Here is a 21,043-nt window from a genome sequence, read left to right as displayed (position 1 = left end):
TGTAAATAATGTTTGCTATTTCTTTGATTATTCAATTAGGATTCAAGAAGATTTTATTTATTTAATAGCCATAGCTATGGCTATATCGGAGTGGGGTTGGTCGGATGAGGAGGTTGCGTGATGCGAGCCTGGCTTTGGCTGTGATCGTTTTGGTTATGACCGTGGTCGGCTTTCGGGGATTTGTAACTGCGCCGAGCGCTTTTGCTGCTGATCCAACCGTTGATATTGCTGCGCAGTTGGTGGGTAAGTCCAGTGAGTATAAAGGCAAACCTTTTACGTATGACCTTACTGTCTCGAATGTGGGTGCTACCGACGCTAGTGGCTCTACCTTTACTTTCATAGCTGGTAGTGGTTCGACAGGGGTAAAGATTGTGTGCTCCAGTGCTACGAGCGGAGCTGTGTGTCCTACGAACCTTGCAGTGTCGGGTTTGAATGCCACCGGCACGGTAGGTACTTTTCCTGCTGGTGGACAGATTCATCTCACTGTAACTGGCTATTATGGTTATGGTTCGAGTGCTACTGCAACACTTTCTGTGAATCCTCCTTCTGGTTCTACTGACACAAACCCTGCTTCAAATAACGTTTCACAGCAGACGGCGTTGTCTGGTGATGCAATTGTATCTGTAACAAAGACGCAGGATAAAGCGAGTGTTGCTTCTGGTGAGGCTCGTACGTATACGGTGACTTATCGTAACGATGGACCTGCGGACATGAATGGTGTGATGCTTAATGATGTTTATGTGCGTGCGATGGGTTCGACATCGACGTCCCTAGATTCGTTCTTATGTTCTGCTACTGGTGGAGCGGTGTGCCCAACTTTGTCAAGTTCGTTGCCATATAGAGCAGTAAGCGGCAATTATTTCTATCCTCATTACGCTTTCGGCCCTTCGAGTGGTCTAACAGTTAATTTGCCTGCCGGTTCGTCGTTGACGTTTACGATGGCAATCACTGAAATTATTCCGTGTACGACTCAGACCACGCTCGATACTTTGAATCAAGTTTCTATGCAAAATTTTCCATCTGGATTGACGGTTAGAAACAGTAGTGGGACGGTCGTCACTAGTACTGAAACGGCTACTGTAACTGGGACGTTCACGGGGGTGCCTTCCTGTCCTGTCGCTACGGTTGCAGTTTCGAAGACTCAAGATAAGTTGAGTGTTGCGTCTGGCGAGGCGCGTAAATATACGGTCACATACCGTAATGATGGACCTACCGATCTGCGTGGTGTTTATGTTGATGATGTTTATTCGCGTGCAACAGGATCTACATCGATTTCTCTTGATTCAATCTCATGCTTGGCAACCGGAGCGGCAGTGTGTCCGACTTTGACCCGGTCGTTACCGTATACAAATACTACCGGATCGTATTTTTATCCCTATTACGCATACAGCCCTTTCAATAGGATAACCGTTGATTTACCTGCTGGTTCGTCGTTAACGTTTACAATGACCATAACTGAGGTTGTGCAGTGTTCTGTGCAACCTACACTTAATGTTGCCAATCATGCATCGTTGTATAACTTCTCTAATAACGTGACGGTGAAAAACTTAAGTGGGACCGTCGTCACTAATGATGTAGCTATCGTGACTGGAACGATCTCAGGTCTACCTGCCTGTCCGACAGCTACGGTATCCGTGTTAAAAACCCAGGATAAAGCTACTATCACGTCTGGTGAAGCGCGTAAGTATACGATCACGTACCGTAATGATGGACCGACAGATTTGCGTGGCGTAAAACTTGGAGATTTTTATGTGCGTGGAACGGGTTCTGCGTCGATTTCTCTTGATTCGATCTCATGTTCGGCTAATGGGGCAGCTGTGTGCCCGAATGTTATAAGACCTTTGCCGTACACAAGCACTACCGGATTGTATTTTTATCCTTACTATGTTTACGATCCTTCTAATGCGGTAACGGTTGATTTGCCTGCTGGTTCGTCGTTGCAGTTCACGGTGGTAATTACTGAGAACTTAGCTTGTTCCACACAAGCTAGTGTGAATGTTGTTAATCAGGCTTCTCTATATAATTTCCCTTATGGTGTGACGGTCAAAAATGCTGGTGGAAACGTTACTAATAACGAAGTAGCTACTGTAAGTGGCACAATTGACACGTCTAAGATCGTCGACGTTTCAACCATCACGGCGATATCGAATCCCAATCCGAAGCCTCTTGGTGCTTTGACGACCACGTCTACTATTTCTAACTCCTGCCACACGGCTACGAATGTTCCGGTAACTGTCAAGTTGCCAGAGAATGGATTTTTAGCCCCGCAGCCTGCTACGCCTACCTGCACGGCTTCGGGTGGTGCTACCTGCCCAGCCGATCTGCGGTTTGATGCGGCAACGAATTCGATTCTTGGAACTGTAGGTTCTATTCCTGCTGGTGGAAACGTAGTGTTGAGCCTGCTCGGAACTGCGGGAGTTATTCCACCTACTACTGCCTCGTATAAAATCACGAGCACCGCTCCTGCGGCCAACGACACAATTCCTACTGTTGGTACGTTGAATGAGTCGAATGCTACGTTTGCTTATTCGAATGTGCAGTCTCCGGTGACGGCGAAGGTGACTGTGTCTGGTGGTCCTGCTGGTGGTTGGTCTGGTTCGATGGCTGGCACTTTGGTGTGCCAGAATCAGGGGTCTTTTCCGTTTACGTTGAGTGTGGTTAATGGTGTTTCTGCTGTGACGTCGGTGGTTGCGGCGTTATGGGAGCATGATACGTGTACCGCTACGTTGACGAGGCCTGATCCTCCTGCAGGCTATTCGTGGGGCGATTGGACTGCAGGCCCGAGCTTTACCCGCACCGATATCGTTGGTGCTCAGCAGTTCGATTTTGCCACGAGTCTAGTTTCAGACACTGTTCCCTATATCCCACAGCTTCCGTTTACGGGCGGTCGATCAGCGGTATCGTTCACAATCACAGGTCTATCTCTGCTCGGACTTAGCCTCATATTTATTGTTTGGAGGCGCCGAAAAGTAATCAGTTAACAAGCGTTGGCTGCCCCTTTTCGCGCATTCGCGAATGAATTTCCGCAGCAAATAAACCCATAACTTTCAAAAAATTATTAATTCAATTAACTTCAATAGAAAGACAGCTCATGAAAATGAACTTCAAAGCGCGGCTCGCTGCTGTGCTAGGCATAGTTGCCGTTGGCGCGGCATCGCTGGTCGGCGTGAGTACAGCCGAAGCGAACGCAGCTAATATCCAAAATGCTCGCACCATATTTGCGCAGCCTACCGATACTACATCAGCCACAACGACCACTGCAGCTATCGACAATAGCCGCAATGGAACGTCGTCGTTAACCATCCACAAATACGCGGCCGATTCTGCAAATCCGGCTCAAGGCCAGCCAGGAACTGGTGCGCAGATTGGCGATCCTAGTACGCTAGGAAAACCATTACAGGGCGTGCAGTTCCGGGTAACCCGAGTTGACAGCAAGAGCGGCACCCCAATCGATCTCGCCACCAATGCAGGTTGGGATGCGATCCGCGAACTCAACGGTATGCCGGTAGCAACGGCAGTTTCCACCGTTAAAGCTGCGCCGTATGTGTTGGGTTCATCTTCAGTGGTAACGACTGATGTTCAAGGTGTTGCTTCACTCGCCAACCAAAATTTTGGTCTTTACCTTGTTGAAGAAATTGCACCGGGCAACAACAACATCACTGCGCCAGTGCAGCCATTCTTGGTAACGCTACCACTCGGTAACGGCACTTCTTGGAACTATGACGTGCACGTCTACCCGAAGAACACTCTTGGCAAAGAAATTACAAAGGTAGTGTCCGAACCAGTTGCCACAGCAAATGGTCCGCAAGTTACCTGGACGATCGATTCTCCAATTCCAGCTTCGGCCTCCTACAACAAGGCTCAGGTTGTTGATCAACTCGATCCACGTTTGACCTACGTTGACGGAACGGTGCAGGTGGCTGTTATTGATGCAGGTGGCACACGCAATGCGCTTTCTGCAGGTGATTTCACGGCCAATATTAGTGGGCAAACGCTTACGGTGGATCTCACGTCGTCAGGTTTGTCTAAGATGGTTTCCGGTGGTCGTCTCGTAATTGACTTTGGAACAATCGTCAGCGGTGCGGGTGCTATTCCAAACACGGCTACGTCGTATATAAACAACTCAGCGTTCGAGTTGTCGCCAACTGATCCGAATAATCCTGATAATCCAAATCCGAGTGTTCCAGTCGTGTTTATGGGAACGTTGAAAATCGTCAAAGTTGATGCCAAAAATAATGCTCTAGCACTCTCTGGTGCGCAATTTGGCATCTACCCTTCGGACTTTGACGCTGCAAATAACACTAACGCTATCGGCACTTACACAACAGATGCACAAGGAAACATTGTTGCAATTTTGTACATTGGTCAGTCGGACATTAATGGCAACACGCCAGCCTCGCGCACCTTCTTTGTAAAAGAGCTTCAAGCTCCAGTGGGTTATGTACTAGATCCGACAGTACGATCTATCATCTTGGATACTACCAATACCGTGAATCAACCGGTAGTGTTGAATATCACCAACGAGCAGGAATTCATTCCAGGGCTTCCGCTGACTGGTAGCCAAGGAACCGTGCTGATGATCGTTGTGGGAACCTTGCTTGTGGCTTCTGGCGTTGGATTCGCAATGTATGGCAAGCGTCGCAAGACAGCAGCTAACGCTCAACCTGAAGAGTGAGTGATGTGCGGAGCCGTTAGGTGCACATGCGGCTACGGTTCTTCGCTCTTGCTTAAGAGATAGTTAGCAATGGTCAAGTGGCTGAGCAGCCAATACTGCTGCTCAGCCACTTATCATTCAGCTCAGCCGCTTTGCTTGAATCTGAGGTTGCCTTGAGAAAAATCCGAAGAACTCGCTGGAAGCTCAACAAATTTTCGTTAATTCCCGCATTTATCGCGCTGATTGGTGTGGTGATTTTGCTGTATCCAATGGCGGCCTCATGGGTGAGCCAAGTGAACCAATCAGCCCTCGTGCGTGACTACTCCCGCGCGCTTGATAACGCTCAGCCAAGCAAAGACCAACAAATTCAGCTCGCACATAAATACAACGAAGCGCTGCGCTCAGGCGCGATCATCGAAAGTGGCGCAAACAAGGCTGTTGGCACTGGCTCAAATGCAGGCGCTGACTCAACAGCAAGTCTCAAGTATGAGGATATGCTCCATACGCCACAGAGCGCAGTAATGGCACGTGTAAAAGTTGATGCCATTGACGTTGATCTGCCGGTATATCACGGCACCTCCGACGAAACGCTACGCGTCGGCGTCGGGCATCTCAAAGGAACGTCGTTACCAGTTGGTGGAATCGGTACGCGAGCTGTTCTTACTGCTCACCGGGGCTTGGCCGAAGCCACCCTTTTCACGAACTTAGATAAAGTCAAGAAAAACGACGAGATCGTGATTGAAGTATTCGGAGAAGTACTCGATTATCGCGTGGTGGATATTCAGATCATTGACCCTGATGCCACGCAGAACATCAAAGCCGATCCGAACCGTGATCTTATTTCGCTTATTACCTGCACGCCGTTGGGTATTAACACGCAGCGAATTCTGGTGACGGCGGAGCGAGTCACGCCCACACCTGCGGACGTGGCCCAAGAGCAAGGTAAGAAACCCGATATACCTGGTTTCCCGTGGTGGATTGTCTATCTCTCCGTGGCTTTGTCGGTAATCACGTGGTATGTGTGGAGTAGCGGGACGCGACAGATCTCGATCAAACCTGATTAATCACGGCTTGAAGTCAATATCCGAAAAGTCGAAGTCTTCGTCGTCGGCATCGCCCGAAAAATCGAAACCCTCATCGTCTAGATCAAAGGCGCCCTCGTCGATACCAAACTCGGAAAGATCGAGGTCAGAGAGGTCTTCAACCTCTGCAAGGTTCTTGATCGTATCCAACTCTTCATCTTCGCCGTCGGACGTAAGCTCGGGGTCGGCGTCGTCGTCATAATTATCGGCGTTGTTCACGGCTTCCGTGCCGGGTTCGTGTGCAGCGAGGAACTCGTCGGCAAGGAAATCAGCGGCTCCCGCTTCGTCTTTATCCCAATCGGTATCCGACCACTCGTCGTCGGAAAAATCATCCGAATCGCCAAAATCGTCTGCGCCAGTCCCGCCCCAAGCGTCATCATCAGCCCAAGAATCGGCGTCGCCCCACGAATCTGCACGTCCAAAGCTTGTCGGCGCAACAGCGGCAGCGGCGACGTCGTTCGCCACCGTATCTCGTGCACCAGCGTTATCGCCTGGGATAGGGGCGTCGTCCTGTTCGACGTAGAAACCGAAAGCCTCGGTGGAAGCGAGCTGTTCGACGCCGGCCTCATCCATTTCGCGGCGGGCAGCTTCGCCCTGATCAGGGGAAACAGGAACTGTAAGGTCTGAAAATACGCGTGTGGGCCAGCCTAGGCGGAGCGAATCGAGAGCCGTCCATTTCACACAGTGTGACTCAGCAAGTCCTACAATATCCACGCTCTCGATGCCATGAGAACGCAGCACATCCTCGAGAGTCTCGCCGCTTTCTGTGGTGCCTTCGAACCCAGAATATGCCGCAGCGTATTGCCCCTTTTTCACTGAAAAATGGAATGGCAGACCGGCGATTTCTTCGTGTAGCTCGGCGTTGGCAGTGCCTGCTACGCCATGCGGTGGCCAAGAGTCGACGAAATCAGGAGTGTCCGAAAAGTGCTCGCCTGGGTCGATATGCCAGTCTTGGGTGGTGACGATCAGGGAATATTCATCGGCATTCTCGGTCACGAAATCAGCGATTCGAGTGGCCACAGCAGTGCCACCAACAACTCCGAGCTCGCCACCTTCTGTGAACGTTGGCTGAACATCAACGATGAGCAGTGCGCGGTTTTCTGCCTCCATGATTCCTCCCTGCAAAATGAGTGTTTCTATTAAACCAGTGTACGGGGAACACGTCGCCATGTACTACTAGAACTGCGCACTACGTACTACTAGAACTGCGCACTAACCGAAGCGCGCACTACGGGAAGGAAATTCGTGTGCCAACAGGCGAGGTATTCGCCCACCTACGTGCGAGGTAATTTACCCACCTGCCGGTGTCGTTTCGTGCGCCAACAAAACGCAATGTGTGAACTTGTCGTGAGTTATCCACAAGTGTGCTCCCAAGTTTTACGTGCACTGGCATTTAGCCGTAATCTTAAAGTATGTCAAAAATCCTCTCTGCAGTTGCTTGGCCGTATGCGAACGGTCCGCGCCACATCGGTCATGTGGCTGGTTTCGGCGTGCCGTCCGATGTGTTCTCTCGCTATATGCGAATGGCGGGTCATGAGGTGCTCATGGTTTCGGGCACTGACGAGCACGGCACCCCAATTATGGTGGCTGCAGACCAAGAGGGCATGACGCCGCAGGAGCTCGCCGACAAAAACAACCGTATTATCGCCGAGGATCTCGTGAACCTTGGGCTTTCCTACGATTTGTTTACCCGCACTACCACTGGAAATCATGAGCGCGTGGTGCAGCAGTTGTTCACAGGTTGCCGCGATAACGGCTACATGATCGTGCAAGAATCGGCAGTAGCGATTGACCCGAAAACGGGCAATACGCTCCCTGATCGTTATATTGAGGGCACCTGCCCGCTGTGCGGTGCTGAAGGTGCGCGTGGCGATCAGTGCGATAACTGCGGAAACCAGCTTGACCCGCAGGATTTGATCAACCCGGTATCGAAGATTTCTGGGCTCACCCCCGAATTCAAGACGACGGAGCACTACTTCCTCGATTTGCCTGCGTTGGCGGGTGCGCTAGGGGACTGGCTCGACCAAGTGGAAGAGTCGGGCAAGTGGCGTCCGAACGTCATTTCCTTCTCGAAGCATTTGCTTGACGACGTGCGTCCGCGTGCGATGAGCCGCGATATCTCTTGGGGTATTCCAATCCCAGGTTGGGAGGATCAGCTCAACAAGCGTCTTTACGTGTGGTTCGACGCCGTGATTGGTTACCTTTCGGCATCAATCGAATGGGCACGACGCCGAGCTGCCGCAGGTGAGGGAACTGCTGAAGATTGGCGGGAATGGTGGACTAATCCCGAGGCACTGTCTTACTACTTCATGGGCAAAGACAATATCGTTTTCCACTCGCAGATTTGGCCAGCGGAACTGCTTGCATATAACGGCGAAGGTGCGCGCGGTGGTGCTGAGCATGAGCTAGGCAAGCTCAATCTTCCAACCCAGGTGGTTGCTTCGGAGTTCTTGACCATGGAAGGCAAGAAGTTCTCGTCGTCAAAATCTGTGGTGATCTATGTGCGTGACGTGCTTTCACGCTATCAGCCGGATGCGCTACGCTATTTCATTTCCATAGCTGGACCAGAAACCTCAGATTCTGATTTCACGTGGGAAGAGTTCGTGCGGCGTAACAACTCAGAGCTGGTTGCTGGTTGGGGTAACTTGGTGAACCGAACCGCCGCGATGATTGCCAAGAATTTTGGTGAAATTCCGCCGGTCGGTGAGCGAGAAGCGATTGATGATGAGCTTTTGAACTCGATCCGTGCTGGCTTTGACACTGTGGGCGATTTGATTGCCAATCACCAGCAACGTGCAGCTTTGGGGGAGATTATGCGGCTCGTTGGTGAAGCTAATGGCTACGTTTCGCGCACGGAACCTTTCAAGATGAAAGACGAATCTTTGCGTGGACGTCTCGGCACTGTGCTCAATACGCTGATCCAGGCAGTTTCCGATCTCAATACGATGATGAGTGTGTTCTTGCCGCATTCGTCGAATGCTATCGATGAAATTCTTGGTGGTGATGGCGCGATTGCGCCGATGCCGCAGCTCGTAGAGACGGTCGATCTTGATAATGGGCATCCGTTCCCAATTATCACTGGCGACTACAGCGACGTGCGTGCTTGGGCGCCGCGCGATGTGGTGCCTGGAACGCCGATTTCCAAGCCTAAGCCGGCATTCCAGAAACTCGACGACTCGGTAGTGGAAGAGGAGCTCGCACGGCTAAATCTTGCGTGATGCGCGCAGATTAAGCCGACGGTTGTGGTGTTAAAGCCGACGGTTAAGGCAAAAGCCTGCTGTCGCGGCTAAGCCTGCTGCTTTGGTTTAAGCCCTTTAGACTGTCGCTCGGGTCAATGCCAATTGTTGAGAGGTAGAGATGGCAAAAAATAAGAAACGGAATGTTCCTGACGTTCCAGACTTTTTACCTGTTCCCATCGTCGACAACCACACTCATATCGCACCTGATCCACAGGCTGTAACTGACGAATCCGGCGTCGTCCTCCCGCTCGTGCAAGCGCACACGGACGAGGGCGGGCTCAAACCTCCGATTTTGCTCGATACGCTACTAGCAGGAATGAGCGAGGGTGGTATTCGAGCGGCGATCACGTCTGGTTGCGAGCTGCCTGAACTTGAGTTTTCGGTGCGTATTGCGCGTGAGCATGCACAGATTTGGGCTGCTCTTGCTATTCACCCCAATGAAGCCGCCATGCATGCGGGAGTGCGCGAAGAGTCTGCTGATGGTCTCGCGCACGATCCGCTTGCGCATCATCAACAGTTTTCGCTCGATGAAGCAATTGCGCAGGTGGCACAGCTATGTGCAGACGACGCCGTGGTTGCAGTTGGAGAGACAGGCCTCGATTATTTCCGCACGGGTGAGGCGGGAGTATCGGCGCAGAAAGCGACCTTCCGTGCGCATATTGCCCTTGCAAAGGAGCTTGGAAAGCCGCTTCAGATCCACGATCGTGACGCTCATGCCGACGTCGTCGAGATATTGTTGCGCGATGGGGCTCCGGAAGCAACTGTGTTCCATTGCTTTTCGGGAGATCGGGAACTTGCAGAGATTTGTGCGCAAAACGGATGGTATGCGTCGTTTGCTGGGCCTATCACATATCCGGCAAATGACTATTTGCGTGAGGCGTTTGTGCAAATGCCGCCGGAGCTAGTGCTGGTGGAGACGGACGCTCCGTATCTCACGCCGGTGCCGTACCGTGGACATCCAAACGTGGTGTGGGGAGCTGCATATACGGCGAGTTTCCAAGCGCAATTGCGTGATTTGCCTTTAGTTTCTTGGTGTGAACAACTCAATTACAATACCCTCAATGTGTATGGAATTTAATTCTTGATACGGTGTGCTTTGATGTGTGCCTCGAATACGGCCTTGCGTATTGCGCTCGTTGAACATCCTGCGTGGCAGTGATGTGAGCTGAGGAACGCATCGACTTGCGCGCTGCGCATCGAGGGGAGTTGTTGTGACGGCGAAAATACTGAGCCTAGCCGTGTGCTTATGTTTCTTAGTGTTCTTGGTATTGCAGGGAAAGCAGTGGCGGGGCATTCCGCGTTCACGTACGCGCATGTGGCGGCGTGTATTGATAGTTTTTGATTCGGTGTTGGCCAGCTGTTTCGTATTGACTTTGGTAGCTGCGTGGAACGATTATCCGCTCATGGCTGGCTTCAAGATAACGACGTACGTATTAGTGCTGTTTGAACTACTTTTCCGAGGAAAGCTTAACCGTTATTTAACTCGGGTTGATGAGAGCGGAACAAAGCTGATTCGGTACATGATCAGGCTGTTTTGTCATCGAATCCGCGCCTCACCCAGCGCGATCAAACCTGCACTGAAATATGCAGTTGAGCATATAAAAGATCCAGTCGTTATTGACGAAATTGAGACACCGTTCCAATTTTCGACGAGGCGAGTGGCCTCTTCGGAAAAGAAATTTTTCATCTTGGCGTCCGTCGTCATTCTCATTTTTAGCATCGTGATTCTCAGCGGGCGTGCTTATAACGTGCTCGGAGATAAAGACAGTGCGATGTCTGCCTTGCTGCGCTTTTTAGTTGCTACTTATACCAATAGCTTTGCCTACTCGTGGATTGCCGGCGTGATGGTGTCGTTCGGGGTTTTCGCCGTCGTGGTAGGGAAATGGTTCTCGGATCAAGACATTACGTTTGATACGAAACGTCTCATGCGGTTCATTGCTGAGTGGGCCAGTGTGGGAGTGGCAATTGGCTTTCTCGTCGCTTGTATATCGCCTGCACTACTCATTTTGCAAATACCTGGTGTTTCGCAAGAGATTCATGTGCTGGTTTCGCCTACTGCGGTGATCGAATTTACCGCTGCGGGAGCGCTATTTGGCGCGATTATCGCGGTGTTGAGCTGCCCACTCTACGCTTTCCGTGGGGAAGCGCCGCTATACGTGTGGCTGTTTTTGCCCGGAATCTGTTTCGTGATGATGGCATTTCTTAGTTATGGCTTTGGTATTAACCCGCATACGTTTATTCATGAAATCGTGAAGGCAGGAACCACAGAAGATTTCATCAGTGCTTTTGCCCACGCAGATTCGATGACGGATAAACAGATTTTGGATATATTCAACAAGGATTGGCGCTATGTAGCTGGGTTCTGGAAACAAATCACTGTTGAAAATAATATTGATCCGGCTGAAGGTTCTTCACTCTATTTAGGAGTGACCTTTGTGGTTTATCTCGGGCAATTTATTGTTTTGTACTCACGCGCAATTGTTCACATCTATCGCCGCGATCCCAATAAACATCGTGCGATTGAGGCTAACATCAACCCAGCATAAAGGTTATGCATGATGTGGTGAGTAGTACATGCTCTAAGCAGAATTTGCCGAATTTAGGGTTGGGCAAATCACTTTAGCTTGCATGAAATAACAATTTGGTTACAATCAATATAGAAATTGTTACGAACGTTCGGTTTGTTGCAAGCAAAGTGTAATGCGAAGCGCCCAGTGCTTTGCAAAATGCACGAAGGAATTGCTCAGGTGACTGCTGAACGAGCGTCTTGTAGGGAAGATGCTAACAATGGGCTTTCGTGAGGGATACACGAGCAGCGAGCTCTTTGCTAGATTCCTTGCTGTAGGTTCGACTTTGGAGACACCTTGGGTAGACACACTGCCACCGGCGATGCGTCGTTGAATATCATCGACGTCCACAAGCCAGTAAAACCTGGTTCACGGCGCGCCATGCGCCAAGCTCTGCGTGCACAAGAGCGTTCCGCTCAAGACGCCGTGCTCTCACCAGCGGAATTTGCCCAGGAAATTTACGCCGAGAACATGAATAAGAATCTCGTGTCCTCGGAGGAGATTTTTGTGCGTACTCCACGGCGTGCACCACGGATTTTCTCGAAGTCACGCGCCGCAGTGGTTGCGCTGGTAGCTGTGAGCTCGAGTCTGAGCGTAGCCGCGGGAGCGACGTCGTACTCCTCGTCTCACCCGGAGCTCAGCGCACAAGCAACAGCTTCGTTGTCTGAAACGTCGGCACCCGTCGTCAAGAAAATGAACCTTTCGGTGATCGCCGACGGTAAGACGTACGACATCGATGCACTCACCGGTGCCGACGTAGCCCGCGTTTTGGATACAGCTGGTATCAAGCTTGGCTCTCTTGACGAAATTTCCCAAGCTCTTGACACTCTTGTGGACGATGGCGATGTGATCACGATTGTGCGCGTAAAGCGCGATAGCGTTACTGAGCAGTTCACGGATAAGCACACAAGCTCTGAGCAGCAAGATCCGAACCTACCTAAAGGGCAGCGCCAGGTTGTTACGCAGGGTGTAGATGGTCAAGGTACGCGTTCATTGTTGATTACGTACCGCGATGGGCAGGAAGTGAAGCGTGAGGTGATTGCCGAAGCAATCACGCAAAATCGCGTTGATGAAGTGGTGAAGGTCGGCACTGGCGTAGCGGCTACGGCGCAAGAAGCGCAAAAAGGTCAAGCGCAACAAGCTGGCGCTGGTGCAGCCGCTCCTGCATCTGGCCCGGTTAGCCCTGGATCGAACCGTGAAATCGCTCAAGCGATGCTCGCTTCATTTGGTTGGGGAGCAGACCAATTCCCGTATCTAGATGCTCTGTGGCAAAAGGAATCTGGCTGGAACCAAAATGCGGCCAATAGAAGCTCGGGAGCTTACGGTATTCCACAAGCTCTGCCTGGCCGGAAGATGGCATCGGCAGGAGCTGATTGGCAAACGAACCCTGCTACCCAAATTCGTTGGGGTCTTGGCTACATCAAGGGCCGATATGGTTCACCACAAGCTGCATGGGCGCACTCCAAGAGCACAGGTTGGTACTAAACAGGATTGTGCCTGTCACGATTGCGTCGGCAAGGTACTATTAATATCCCAAACTAGGTAGTATTAACACTTATGACGAGTGAAACTTTTCCGGGAAGCGGCGAGCATTCGCCGCTTCCCGGCACTTTATTAGGGCCAGTACAAGTGCGAGAACTGGCCAAGACTCTGGGTATTCGACCCACAAAGACGCTTGGGCAAAATTTCGTACACGATGCTGGTACTGTGCGCCGGATTGTGCGCGATGCCAATGTTCAGCCCGGCGATGCAGTAGTAGAAGTTGGGCCGGGCCTGGGCTCACTCACGCTCGCAATCTTGGAAGTGGGAGCACTCGTTTCAGCTATCGAAATTGATCCCCCGCTAGCTGCACAATTGCCGCATACGGTTGCGCAATTCCTCCCTGATGCCGCTGCGAATTTTGCAGTTCTCAACCAAGATGCAATGAAAATTGCGGCGCCTCAAGACTTAGCCTGCCCGTCTGCCTGGGCATCGGCTCACCCTGGTCAGCCTTTTGCTCCGAAACACCTGGTTGCAAACCTGCCTTACAATGTGGCTGTGCCGATTCTGATTATTTTGCTCGAAAATCTGCCGAGCTTAGAAACGGTAACGGTGATGGTGCAGTCGGAAGTGGCAGACCGACTAGCTGCCGAACCAGGTTCGCGCACGTATGGAGTGCCGTCCGTAAAGGCAGCTTGGTATGCGCAAACATGGCGTGGAGCAAAAATTTCTCGCAATGTATTTTGGCCGGTGCCAAACGTCGATTCAGCACTTGTACACATGAAAGCCCATAAAGTGCCACGTGAGGCACAACGCGAGCTGGTGTTCGGCGTCGTCGATGCGGCCTTTGCGCAACGACGGAAAACTCTTCGGGCAGCTTTGGGCGCTTGGATTGGCTCTCCAGCTCAGGCAGAAGAAATTCTCACGCACGCTGGAATTGACTTCCAATTGCGCGGTGAACGCCTGACAATCGACGATTTTATCCGTATCGCGCAGGCGCTCCCGGCTGTGCTGAGCCGCGAAGAGATCGATTCTCTTCTCATGCGAAAGTGACGAGGTCAAAGTGGTAAAACTAGAGCGCGTGATTGCATCAGCGCCGGCAAAAGTAAATCTTGCCCTGCGCGTGGGCGGTATTCGGCAAGACGGATTCCATCCGCTCGATACGGTTTTTGAGGCACTGGATCTGTTTGACGATGTCACCGCCACTCCCGCCGCCGAACTGAGCATGGAGATCACCGGCATCGGTGCGGACTTGCCCTGTGACCATACAAATCTCGTGTTGCAAGCTGCTCAGCTGCTACAACGTGTAACAGGTACGACGCGCGGTGCTCACCTGAGCGTAACGAAGCGAATTCCCGTTGCAGGCGGAATGGCAGGAGGTTCAGCCGACGCCGCAGCCACCTTGGTTGCGCTCAATGCGTTATGGGAGCTGGGTTTGAGTACTGAGGAACTCATGGAGCTTGGGGCGCAGCTCGGATCAGATGTGCCATTTGCCCTCCAGGGGTCGGTTGCGCGGGGGACCTCGCGTGGCGAAGCACTTGAGGCTATTAAGCCTGGCGCGATGCATGGCTGGGTGCTGCTCACTAACCCAGTGGGACTCTCCACCCCCGCCGTCTTCCGAAAATTTGACGATCTTTCTCCCGATGTGGGTGAGCCAACCAGCACCCAAGATCTGTGTCGTGCTGTGGAAGGCGATGACTTGGCGAAAATCGGGCAACTCTTGGCTAACGATCTGGAAGCTCCCGCCTTTGCCTTGCGCCCAGATCTTGCCGAAATAATTGTGGCGCTACAAACTGTGGGGCACGGTGTGGTGCTATCTGGTTCTGGCCCTACTATCGCTGTGCTTTGCAAGATTTCCCAGCTAGAGAGTCTGAGCGCTGAACTTGCCAACGCATTCCCTGAGCTTTCGGTGGTGAGCGCGGTGGGACCAACCGCAGGTGCGCATATCCGGCAGCAGAACTAGAGGCAGTAAACTCGTGGCACATATTCTCAATCTTGAAAATGTTTCTGTGGCGCTCGGCTCTCGCCCCATCTTGGGCGACGTCAGCCTTTCGCTTGAGGACGGTTCGCGCATCGGAATCGTCGGGCCAAACGGCGGCGGTAAATCCACGCTGTTCAAACTAATGATTCGCGAGCTCAGCCCAGACGACGGGCGAGTGACGATGGTGAACGGCACCCGATTTGCTTTCCTCACCCAAGCGGATTCCCTCGATCCAGCGCTCACAGTGCGCCAGGCGATTCACAGCGGCACCTCGGAATTTGAGTGGGCCTCCGACGCGCATATCCGCGAAATCCACCGCGGGCTGATCCCGGATGTGGATCTCGATCGGAGCGTTACCGCTCTTTCGGGCGGACAGCGCCGACGGGTGGCGCTAGCAGCTGCGTTATGCCAAGAGGCTGAGGTTGTGATTCTCGATGAGCCAACAAATCACCTCGACATTGAGGGCGTCACCTTTCTCGCTGACTACTTGAACAGGCGATTTTCGCGTGGAACGGGAGCGCTCGTCGTCGTCACACACGACCGCTGGTTTCTCGACGCCGTGTGCGAACGTTTGTGGGAAGTTGTGCCTGGTGACGACGGCGCGGGCGGACGTAACCCGCGGCCAGGTCACGTTGAAGTTTATGAGGGCGGATACGCCGCGTATATTTTGCAGCGCGCAGAGCGTGCGAGAATTGCGCAACAAGCTGCGCAAAAGCGCAATAATTTGCTGCGCAAAGAGTTGGCGTGGTTACGACGCGGCGCTCCAGCGCGCACCTCGAAGCCACGCTTCCGCATTGAAGCAGCTAATGAGCTTATCGCCGACGAACCGCCGCCACGAGATTCGGTGGAGCTTGCGAAAATGGCCACCACGCGGTTAGGTAAAGAAGTCGTTGACCTGATCGACGTCGATTTTGCCTGGGAAAATGCAGAGCCGGGCGAGCAAGGGAACGTGCTTAGCAACGTGACGCTGCGACTCGCGCCTGGTGAGCGCATTGGAATTTTGGGTCGAAACGGTGCGGGAAAATCATCGCTGCTCGGTCTGATTAACAAGTCATTACGTCCGACGGCGGGGCGTGTCAAGCACGGAAAAACCGTTGTGCTCGCAACGCTTTCGCAAGAGACTCGCGAGCTGGACGCCGTCGCTGATCGTCGCGTGGTGGAAGCCGTGCACGAGATTGCTACCCATGTGACGGTCGGAAAGAAAGAAATGAGTGCGTCGCAGCTGGTAGAGCGGTTAGGATTCACTCGTGAGCGGGCGTGGACTCCGGTTTCGGAGTTATCTGGCGGCGAGCGACGTCGTCTGCAATTGTTGCGACTCATGGTGGGCGAACCGAATGTGCTGCTGCTTGACGAGCCTACCAACGATCTCGACACCGATACGCTCGCGGCCGTGGAAGATTTGCTGGATTCGTGGCCAGGTACTTTGGTGGTTGTCTCGCATGATCGATACCTGTTGGAGCGAGTGACCGATCATCAAGTGGCTGTTATTGATGGCACTGTTCGTGGACTGCCTGGCGGCGTGGAGCAGTATTTGGAGCTGTCGGCGCAGGCTGGGGAGCGAGCGAGTGGCGCTGGTGCAGGCAGTGCTGGTGGTGGCTCTAGTGGTGGCTCTAGTGGTGGCTCTGGAACTGTTGCGGCAGGTGCGGGGGCTAGCGTTGGTAGTCATGCTGGTGCTGGCGCAGACGGTGTGAGTGCGGCTGCGCGGGAGCGTCAGGCTAAGAAGACGATGGATCGCTTGGAGCGGCAGATTGCAAAGTTGCAGCAGCAGATCGATGCGCTCGGTGTTCAGCAGACTGAATTTGCGATGAGCGGTGACTACGAGCAGTTAGCGCGCGTTGGAAAAGAGATTGCGGCCCTGCAAGAGCAAGTCGAGCAACGTGAAGAAGAGTGGTTAGAAGCCTCCGTAGACGTAACATCTTGACGTCAAGTAAAGTTGAGAGTGTGAACCCCGAACAACACTTACCCGCTTCCGACGAAGTAGATCATATTGTTGCTGCTTGGCAAGGTCAGCGGCCAGATTTTGACGCTCAACCCTTGGCGCTGTTTTCGCGATTATTGCGGCTGGGGCGGCATTTAGATCGGCTTCGGCGTGCCACTTTTGCCGATTTTGGCTTGGAAACCTGGGAATTTGAGATGCTCTCGGCGCTGCGTAGGCAGGGGGAGCCTTTCCAGCTCACGGCAGGCCAGCTTATGCAGGAAACGCTGGTTTCCTCAGGTACGATTACCAACCGTATTGATCGGATGGTTGATCATGGTTTCGTGAAGCGGATGTCTGATCCTGCCGACAAGCGGGTGGTGTACGTTGTGGCTACTGAGCGCGGTATTGAGGCGGTAGACGGCGCCATGGAAGCCTTGCTTATTGTGGAGCATCAGTTACTGGAAGGTATTGCGGGTAGCCAGCGCGATGAAGCGGTGAGCGTGCTGCGCACGATCTTGGAGCGGATGGACTCTGGAGAAAAGCGCTAAAATAGCTGGTTGAGCGGTTGTTTGGTTTGACTGGTTGTTTGGTGAGCTGCTGGTGAGTTGTTTGCAGGACTTGGCAGGTGGCTGACAATTTAGCTAGTTGTTAGTTGCCAGTGGGACGTGTTGGCCGAATCCTTGTAATCAGTCAAGACTGCTATCCTGGATGTATGGATAAAACCGCGTACGAGACGCCGAAGAAAAACATTTTCGTTGTGGGTGCCGTGCTGATGCGTAATGGCAAGATTTTTGCCGCACAACGAGGGCCGGGGAGATCGCTCGCTGGTTTTTGGGAATTCCCAGGTGGCAAAATTGAAGAAGGTGAGACGCCGCAACAGGCGCTAACTCGGGAGCTTAAGGAAGAGCTGCAGACGGACGTTATCGTGGGAGATCAGGTATTGCTTGTTCACCACGATTATGAATTCGGCACTGTTCATCTAGATACGTATTTTTGTGAGCTAACTGGGGCAGAACCTACACTAACGGAGCATTCCGATGTTCGGTGGCTTGCGCCGTCTGAACTCAATGATGTTACTTGGGCTCCTGCAGACGTTCCAGTTATTGGGCGCCTGCGAGAGTTATTGGGAAAGTGTAAGGATCGTTGATGGAGAACTCATCGGTTATTCAAGCGTTAAAAGAATCCGTCGCCTTTGGTTTTCTTGATCGACGCGCACCTTACTCGGAAGAGATATTTAATCCCGCCTTAATCTGGAACAGCGATGAGTTATCGATGCTGCAAGCGATCAGTGGAGAGCTTAAACATGCACAGCGTTTTACATTCTCGGTGGCTTTTCTGACATCATCTGCGCTCGCGATGCTCAAGCAAGTTCTCCTTGATTTTGATGGCGAAGGAACTTTTATCACCTCAACTTACTTAGGGTTTAACGAACCTAAGGTATTTGAAGAACTCTTGAACCTTTCGCAGAATAACAAGAAGTTTCGGGTTTTCGTACACGATGATTCCGATATTGGGTTCCATGCCAAAGGCTATATCTTCTACCGGAAGGATTCAGTTACCGCGATTGTTGGTTCCTCGAATCTGACAGACAGAGCTCTTACAGTTAACCACGAATGGAATTTGAAGTTTTCGGCTGCTCCCGATGGGCATATTGTTGACGAACTTGAAGAAGTGGTAAAACGCCAGCAAAGCGAAGCAATAGAGCTGAATTATCCGTGGATTCGCGATTATGAACTCCGACGTAAGAACGCAAAAATTGTGGTGTTACCTGATGCGGATAACACAGTGCTTCTTGACGGAAAAATCGTGCCTAACGATATGCAGGCAGAAGCTCTTGAACGCTTACGGGTGATCTATGACGACGGTGCTCAGCGTGCATTGATTATTTCCGCCACAGGAACGGGAAAAACTATTTTGGCTGCCCTAGCCGTTCGTCAAGCGAAACCTAAGCGGATGTTGTTTATCGTGCATCGTGAACAGATCTTGGCGAAGGCGTGCCAAGAGTTTCAGCGTGTTTTAGGCGGTGATGACGCCGAGTATGGTCTCTTTGCTGGAGGAAAGCGTGACATTAATGCTCGATATGTATTCGCAACTATTCAGTCGTTGGCTCGCGAGGAGACGCTTCGGAATATCGACCATCGTGCTTTCGATTTCATCGTGATCGATGAAGTCCATCGTGCAGCAGCAGATTCGTATACTCGTGTAATTGACCATTTTGAGCCAAATTTGCTCCTTGGTTTGACTGCAACGCCGGAGCGCACCGACGGATTCAACATCTTTGAGCTCTTTGATCACAACATCGCATACGAGATTCGACTTAAAGCAGCTCTCGAAGCAAAAATGCTAGTGCCTTTCCATTATTACGGCGTCACCGACTATGTGGATGCAAATAACACCACCGTAGATGAGACGGCTAGCTTAGGCAAGCTTCTGCTACCTGAGCGGGTAAAATATATTGTGGAAATGCTCGAATGTTATGGGTTCACTCGAGATGTCAAGGGGCTGATGTTTTGCTCGCGTAATGAGGAAGCTGCTGAACTATCACGGATTCTCAATACAAAGACTGTTCATGGAAAATGTTTGCGCACCAAGGCACTTTCGGGAAATACCCCAATAGAAGAGCGTGAACGGGCAGTTGAACAACTTGAACGGGGTGAGCTCGACTATTTACTTACTGTCGATATTTTCAATGAAGGAATCGATATTCCTGCTGTTAACCAAGTAGTTTTACTTCGCAATACTCAGTCGGCGATTGTTTTCACTCAGCAGCTTGGGCGAGGGCTACGTAAAAATGCAGGCAAGGACCATTTGCGGGTTATCGATTTCATTGGAGACTATAAAAACAACTACCTCATTCCAGTTGCTCTTTTTGGTAATCACTCGCGCGATAAGGATAGTATTCGGCGGTCAATCCGCACTGGAGGAACAGGAAAAACGATTTCGGGGCTTTCGTCGATAAGTTTTGATGAAATTTCGCAACAGAGAATTTTGGATTCGTTAGCACAAGTAACGATTGATTCTTTAGGACAACTGAAAGCAGATATTTCCCTCTTATTTAATCGGTTAGGGAGAATTCCGAAGCTGAAAGATTTTCTTGAGTCAGACACGGCTGATCCAGTTTTGCTTGCAAATAAAGATAACCGCAACTACTGGGATCTGTTACACAAGGCGAAATTTGTCGATGCTGGTCCTAGTGACGCTCAACGAAAGTTCTTGAATTTTTTAAGCTCTGAGTTATTGCCGGGTAAGCGCCCACACGAATTATTGTTGTTGCGTGAACTAATTAATCGAAGGAGTTTATCTGAAACAGAATTCATTCGCGTTCTCATTGATGAAGAAGTTTCTGGTACTACGGACGCGACATTGTCGTCCGTTGAACGTGTTCTTTCTTTTGAATTTTATAAGAAAGGACGTTTCGGTGAACACGGACTTATCGTGCGTGACGGCGATCGTTACCGGATCGGTCCAGATTTTGCACGTGAGTTACAAGATCAGACTTTCAGCGCACACGTACACGATGTAATTGAGACCGGTGAGCTGATTGCTAGGACTCGGGAGTCATGGTCGGCTGAAATGAAGGTTGGAAACATGTACTCACGTCGTGAAGTGTGTCGGATGCTGAATTTTGAGAGTAATCAAGAATCAACGGTATATGGGTATAAAGTGGACCAAGTCTCGATGACGTGTCCTATTTTCGTCACCTACCACAAGGCCGATGACATCGCAGGCTCAGTTAATTACGAGGACCAATTTATTGATGTACAAACGATGTCATGGTTTACACGGTCGAAACGTACATTAGCTTCGGCCGAAGTACGCCGTATCCTCAGTCGCGAATATGATATGCGTCTGTTTGTCAAAAAGGATGACGCCGAAGGGAATAATTTCTATTACTTAGGTAAAGTAGCTCCAAGCAATGAAGAACAACGGACAATGGTAAATGACCGTAACGAACAAATTCCCGTTGTTGCGATGGATCTGCGTCTTGAATCACCAGTAGATTTACAACTTTATGACTACTTGAATATGTCGGCCACAACGGTCGATTTCACTTCTTCTTCCGTGATTTGACGGCAGGTAGTTTCTCAAAGTGTCTGGGAAACAATAGATCGAACATAGGTAT

The 21,043-nt window shown here is 51.4% G+C and carries 13 protein-coding genes and 1 pseudogene; 13 read left to right on the top strand and 1 reads right to left on the bottom strand.

Annotation, left to right across the window (positions count from 1 at the left end):
- Positions 1 to 104: 104 nt before the first annotated feature.
- From EZJ44_RS00965 to EZJ44_RS00955, 3 genes are all read left to right on the top strand, one after another.
- Positions 105 to 2,981, top strand: a complete 2,877-nt coding sequence (locus tag EZJ44_RS00965; RefSeq protein WP_131279220.1) for an LPXTG cell wall anchor domain-containing protein — start codon at positions 105 to 107, stop codon at positions 2,979 to 2,981.
- A 110-nt stretch (positions 2,982 to 3,091) separates the two neighbouring features.
- On the top strand, positions 3,092 to 4,675 hold the full coding sequence (locus EZJ44_RS00960; RefSeq protein WP_131279218.1) for a SpaH/EbpB family LPXTG-anchored major pilin: 1,584 nt from the start codon (positions 3,092 to 3,094) through the stop codon (positions 4,673 to 4,675).
- Between the two features lie 77 nt (positions 4,676 to 4,752).
- On the top strand, positions 4,753 to 5,718 hold the full coding sequence (locus EZJ44_RS00955; protein ID WP_131279216.1) for a class C sortase: 966 nt from the start codon (positions 4,753 to 4,755) through the stop codon (positions 5,716 to 5,718).
- Positions 5,719 to 6,264: 546 nt separating this feature from the next.
- Here the strand turns inward: EZJ44_RS00955 and EZJ44_RS08985 are convergent.
- A pseudogene (locus tag EZJ44_RS08985) lies at positions 6,265 to 6,846 on the bottom strand (isochorismatase family protein); the annotation flags it as partial.
- A gap of 302 nt (positions 6,847 to 7,148) precedes the next feature.
- On the opposite strand from EZJ44_RS08985, the gene metG reads away from it, so the two are divergent.
- The 10 genes from metG (at position 7,149) to EZJ44_RS00900 (ending at position 20,991) form a co-directional block, all read left to right on the top strand.
- Positions 7,149 to 8,954, top strand: coding sequence for a methionine--tRNA ligase (gene metG, locus EZJ44_RS00945; protein ID WP_131279212.1), 1,806 nt, complete (start codon positions 7,149 to 7,151; stop codon positions 8,952 to 8,954).
- Positions 8,955 to 9,093: 139 nt separating this feature from the next.
- The gene (locus EZJ44_RS00940; protein WP_131279210.1) at positions 9,094 to 10,053 is read left to right on the top strand and encodes a TatD family hydrolase; all 960 of its coding nucleotides are present in this window, start codon (positions 9,094 to 9,096) and stop codon (positions 10,051 to 10,053) included.
- Positions 10,054 to 10,186: 133 nt separating this feature from the next.
- Entirely contained in the window at positions 10,187 to 11,521 is a 1,335-nt protein-coding gene (locus tag EZJ44_RS00935) for a hypothetical protein (RefSeq protein WP_131279208.1), read from the top strand.
- A 318-nt stretch (positions 11,522 to 11,839) separates the two neighbouring features.
- On the top strand, positions 11,840 to 13,027 hold the full coding sequence (locus EZJ44_RS00930; RefSeq protein WP_131279206.1) for an aggregation-promoting factor C-terminal-like domain-containing protein: 1,188 nt from the start codon (positions 11,840 to 11,842) through the stop codon (positions 13,025 to 13,027).
- 72 nt (positions 13,028 to 13,099) lie between these two features.
- Positions 13,100 to 14,074, top strand: coding sequence for a 16S rRNA (adenine(1518)-N(6)/adenine(1519)-N(6))-dimethyltransferase RsmA (gene rsmA, locus EZJ44_RS00925; protein WP_131279204.1), 975 nt, complete (start codon positions 13,100 to 13,102; stop codon positions 14,072 to 14,074).
- A 10-nt stretch (positions 14,075 to 14,084) separates the two neighbouring features.
- On the top strand, positions 14,085 to 14,984 hold the full coding sequence (locus EZJ44_RS00920) for a 4-(cytidine 5'-diphospho)-2-C-methyl-D-erythritol kinase (RefSeq protein ID WP_131279202.1): 900 nt from the start codon (positions 14,085 to 14,087) through the stop codon (positions 14,982 to 14,984).
- Positions 14,985 to 14,997: 13 nt separating this feature from the next.
- A complete protein-coding gene (locus tag EZJ44_RS00915; protein ID WP_131279200.1) occupies positions 14,998 to 16,923 on the top strand; it encodes an ABC-F family ATP-binding cassette domain-containing protein in 1,926 nt (641 codons plus the stop codon).
- Between the two features lie 20 nt (positions 16,924 to 16,943).
- Positions 16,944 to 17,468: a MarR family winged helix-turn-helix transcriptional regulator gene (locus EZJ44_RS00910; protein WP_131279198.1), complete on the top strand. Its 525-nt coding sequence runs from the start codon at positions 16,944 to 16,946 to the stop codon at positions 17,466 to 17,468.
- Positions 17,469 to 17,632: 164 nt separating this feature from the next.
- On the top strand, positions 17,633 to 18,067 hold the full coding sequence (locus tag EZJ44_RS00905; protein WP_131279196.1) for a (deoxy)nucleoside triphosphate pyrophosphohydrolase: 435 nt from the start codon (positions 17,633 to 17,635) through the stop codon (positions 18,065 to 18,067).
- On the top strand, positions 18,067 to 20,991 hold the full coding sequence (locus EZJ44_RS00900; RefSeq protein WP_131279194.1) for a DEAD/DEAH box helicase: 2,925 nt from the start codon (positions 18,067 to 18,069) through the stop codon (positions 20,989 to 20,991). The genes EZJ44_RS00905 and EZJ44_RS00900 overlap by 1 nt, the downstream gene beginning before the upstream one ends.
- Positions 20,992 to 21,043: the final 52 nt, after the last annotated feature.

Origin of the sequence: Arcanobacterium bovis, from assembly GCF_004331995.1 — a bacterium.
Taxonomy (GTDB): Bacteria; Actinomycetota; Actinomycetes; order Actinomycetales; family Actinomycetaceae; genus Arcanobacterium_A; species Arcanobacterium_A bovis.
The sequence above is the reverse complement of the archived record's forward strand: the minus strand, read 5'-3'. Positions and strand labels throughout refer to the sequence as shown.